The sequence below is a fragment of the Sphingomonas sp. genome (assembly GCF_051962185.1).
Taxonomy (GTDB): domain Bacteria; phylum Pseudomonadota; class Alphaproteobacteria; order Sphingomonadales; family Sphingomonadaceae; genus Sphingomonas.
This window is the reverse complement of sequence record NZ_JBQCCN010000085.1, coordinates 1-3,375: the sequence shown is the minus strand read 5'-3', so window position 1 is coordinate 3,375 and position 3,375 is coordinate 1. Positions and strand designations below refer to the sequence as shown.

Genomic DNA, 3,375 nt, shown 5'->3' with positions numbered 1-3,375 from the left:
TTCGGCGAAGGTCGGCTGAAGGTGGAGCGGGATCGGATAATGCATGCCGACGCCGATCCCGGCATCGACCATCGCCTGGCGCACGCGCTCGCGCTCGGCCACGCGCACCGCATAGATGTGATAGACGTGGCGGTCGCCCTCGCCCGGGGTCGCCGGCCGGGTGACGCCCATCGCGTCGAGGCGCTTGTCATATTCGGCGGCATGCGCGATCCGCGCCTCGGTCCAGGCCTCGATATGGCGCAATTTCACGCGCAGGATCGCGCCCTGGATGCCTTCCATGCGATAATTATAGCCGCGCAGGGTGTGGACGTATTTCTGCTCGGCACCCCAGTCGCGCAGCAGCCGCATCGTCTTGACGTATTCGGGATTGCGGCTGATCGCCGCCCCGCCCTCGCCCGCCGCGCCGAGATTCTTGCCGGCGTAGAAGCTGAAGCACGAAATGTCCCCGAAGCTGCCCGCGCGCCGGCCCTGATATTCGGCACCATGCGCCTGGGCGGCGTCCTCGATCAGCAGCAGGCCGCGGCGGCGGCAGATCTCGGCGATCGGCGCCATGTCTGCGACACGGCCGTGGAGATGCACCGGCACCACCGCCTTGGTCTTGGGCGTGATCGCCGCCTCGATCTTCGACGGGTCCATGTTCCAGGTCAGCGGATCGGCATCGACGAACACCGGGGTCGCCCCGGCATAAGTGATCGCCGAGGCGGTGGCGATGAAGGTCATCGCCGGGCAGATCACTTCGTCGCCCGGGCCGATCCCGGCGGCGAGAAACGCCAGATGCAGCGCGCTGGTCCCCGAATTCATCGCGACGCAGGTGCCGCCGCCGCAATAGTCCGCGAATTCCTCCTCGAACTTCGCCACTTCGGGACCGAGGATATAGGCCGAGCTTTCGAGCACCGCGATCACCGCGGCATCGACCTCGCTCTTGATCGACTGGTACTGGGCCTTGAGGTCCATCAACGGAATCATGGGGAGTCTTTCCTGGTTCAGGCAATGGCGACCGAGCGGCCGCCCTCGCGCATCGATTGGGTCGCGGCTTCGAGGATCCGCACCACCTGCAGCCCCATGTCGCCCGGGGTGTCGGGAGTCGTTCCGTTGGCGATGCAGTCGAGGAAGTGCGCCGCCTCGACGCTCAACGCCTCGAACGCATCGAGATTGGGCGCGTGCATGTCGCCGATGCGATAGCCGACGCGCATCCGCTCCGCCTGTTCGGCATTCTCGGCGATGGTCACGCCCTTGTCGTAGATCTTGATCTTCTCGCTGGGCTCGAGATCGTCATAGACGACCATCTTCTTGCTGCCGCCCAGGATGGTGCGGCGGATCTTGACCGGCGCCAGCCAGTTGACGTTGACGTGCGCGATGGTCGGGCCGCCGAAGCTGACCGTCAGGAACGCGACATTCTCAGGACTGCCGGCGACGTGCGCCTTGCCGGTGGCCGACACCGCGAGCGGCTTGTCGTCGACCAGATAGGCAAGGATCGAGAGGTCGTGGACCGCGAGGTCCCACAGCACGTCGACATCGTGCTGGAACAGGCCGAGATTGATCCGGGTCGAATCGTAATAGAGCACGTCGCCGAGCTCGCCCGAGCGGACCAGATCGCGCATTCGGCGCACCGCGGGCGTGTAGATGAAGGTGTGGTCGACCATCAGCGTCAGGCCCCGCGCCTTCGCTTCGGCGAGGAGCTTCTCGCCCTCCTCGACCGACGCCGTCATCGGCTTTTCGACCAGCACGTGCTTGCCGGCCTGCAGCGCCTTCAGCGCGAGCGGGAAATGGCTGCTGGTCGGGGTCGCGATGGCGATCGCCTGGACCTCGGGATCGTTGAGCAGATCGGCGAAATCGGCGGTGGTCTTCACCCCCGGCTGCGCCGCCTCCGCGGCGGCGCGGCGCGCTTCGCTCTGATCGCAGACGTAGCGGACCGTGCAGCCCTTCTGCTTGGCGAAATTGCGCAGCAGGTTGGGACCCCAGTAACCGTACCCGACCAGACCCAGACCGATCATCAATTCGTCCTTGCAACCAGAATGAGCCCGACGAGGATCGCGATGAGGCCGATCGCCTTTTTCACCGTCATCGGTTCGTGGAGAAAAATCACACTGACAACACTCAGCGTCAGGAACGTGACGGCGGCCAGCGTCGGATAGGCCACGTTGAGCTGCTCGGTGGCGACGACGCGCAGCCACAGCAGCATCGAGAAGCCGTAGAGTATCACCGCGATGATGAAGACCGGCTGGAGCAGCAGCCGGATGACGTCCATCGGCAACCCGGTAATTCCGTGTGCGAAGGGCACCACGCCGCTGAGCTTGAGCCCAGCGCGCAGCATCACGTTGCCGACGACGACGAGCAATGCCGTCAGGACGACGACGAGCATACCGACCAGGCTCACGCCGCGTCTCCGCCGTCGCGCGAACGGACATCGCCGACCACTCTGGCCGGGTTGCCGGCGACGATCGCGAAATCGGGAACGTCGCGCGTCACCACCGATCCCGCGCCGACCAGCGCGCGCTCGCCGATCGACAGGCCGGGCAGGATCGTCGCGTTGCTGCCGATCGAGGCGCGCTTGCCGACCTTGGTGTGCTCGAGCGTCCAGTCGTCCGCGCTCTGCAGCGAGCCGTCGGGATTGGTCGCACGCGGCAAGCGGTCGTTGGTGAACATCACGCCGTGCCCGACGAACACCTCGTCGCCGATCGTCACGCCGTCGCACAGGAAACTGTGCGACGAGATCTTGCAGCGCCGACCGATCACGACTCCCGACTGGATCTCGACGAACGGCCCGACGGTGGTCTCTTCACCGATCGTCGCGCCATAGATGTTGACGAGATCGGGATGGAAAATACGAACGCCATCCGCGCACCTGGTACTCGCTGCGATCGGCATAGAGAGAATTGCCCCATGGGTACGAATGGCGGAATGCCGGGCTCTTAGCCATGGTTGGCGGTGGCGTCCACCGCGCTTTCCCGCGAAAATCGGTCGGCGATCGCCCGCCAGCCGAGGCCGGCGAGCGCGATCAGGCCCGGCCAGGTTTCGATAACGTAGCGCGCCTCCATGCCGGCACCGCCGACGGTCAGGTTGATCACAAACATCTCGATCGCGCGGAACACCAGGGCGAGCAGAGCGAGCACGGCGAACGCCATCGGATAGTCGACGAACGCCTGACGCCGCGACCGGCGAACGGCGCCGATGACGAGCCAGCAGCCGAACAAGGCCAGCAGGCCCAGCAACGCCTTGAGCGCCAGCGTCGCCGCCACCCCGAGCTTGGCCGCCGCATGCTTCTCGCCGATCCCCCAGGTCAATGCCGCCGGGCCATCGGGGCTGAGCCACAATTGCGCCGTGCGCAGCGCCCCGGCGGTGTAGAGCTGCGTCGGCCGCGCGGCCCGCAACCCC

Annotated in this window: 5 protein-coding genes; all 5 read right to left on the bottom strand. The window is 66.2% G+C overall.

What is annotated here, in order from left to right; translation table 11 throughout:
• A partial coding sequence (locus ACTHJR_RS05280) for a DegT/DnrJ/EryC1/StrS family aminotransferase (protein WP_440522078.1) occupies nucleotides 1-954 on the bottom strand: 954 nt, incomplete at its 3' end.
• 29 nt (nucleotides 955-983) lie between these two features.
• The gene (locus ACTHJR_RS05275; protein ID WP_440522077.1) at nucleotides 984-1,994 is read right to left on the bottom strand and encodes a Gfo/Idh/MocA family protein; all 1,011 of its coding nucleotides are present in this window, start codon (nucleotides 1,992-1,994) and stop codon (nucleotides 984-986) included.
• Nucleotides 1,994-2,377 (bottom strand): hypothetical protein, encoded by a 384-nt coding sequence (locus tag ACTHJR_RS05270; RefSeq protein ID WP_440522076.1) that lies wholly within the window; start codon nucleotides 2,375-2,377, stop codon nucleotides 1,994-1,996. The genes ACTHJR_RS05275 and ACTHJR_RS05270 overlap by 1 nt, the downstream gene beginning before the upstream one ends.
• On the bottom strand, nucleotides 2,374-2,868 hold the full coding sequence (locus tag ACTHJR_RS05265; RefSeq protein ID WP_440522075.1) for an acyltransferase: 495 nt from the start codon (nucleotides 2,866-2,868) through the stop codon (nucleotides 2,374-2,376). Before ACTHJR_RS05265 ends, ACTHJR_RS05270 begins: the two co-directional genes overlap by 4 nt.
• A gap of 44 nt (nucleotides 2,869-2,912) precedes the next feature.
• Nucleotides 2,913-3,375 (bottom strand): hypothetical protein (locus ACTHJR_RS05260; RefSeq protein ID WP_440522074.1); only part of this gene is annotated, 463 nt, incomplete at its 5' end.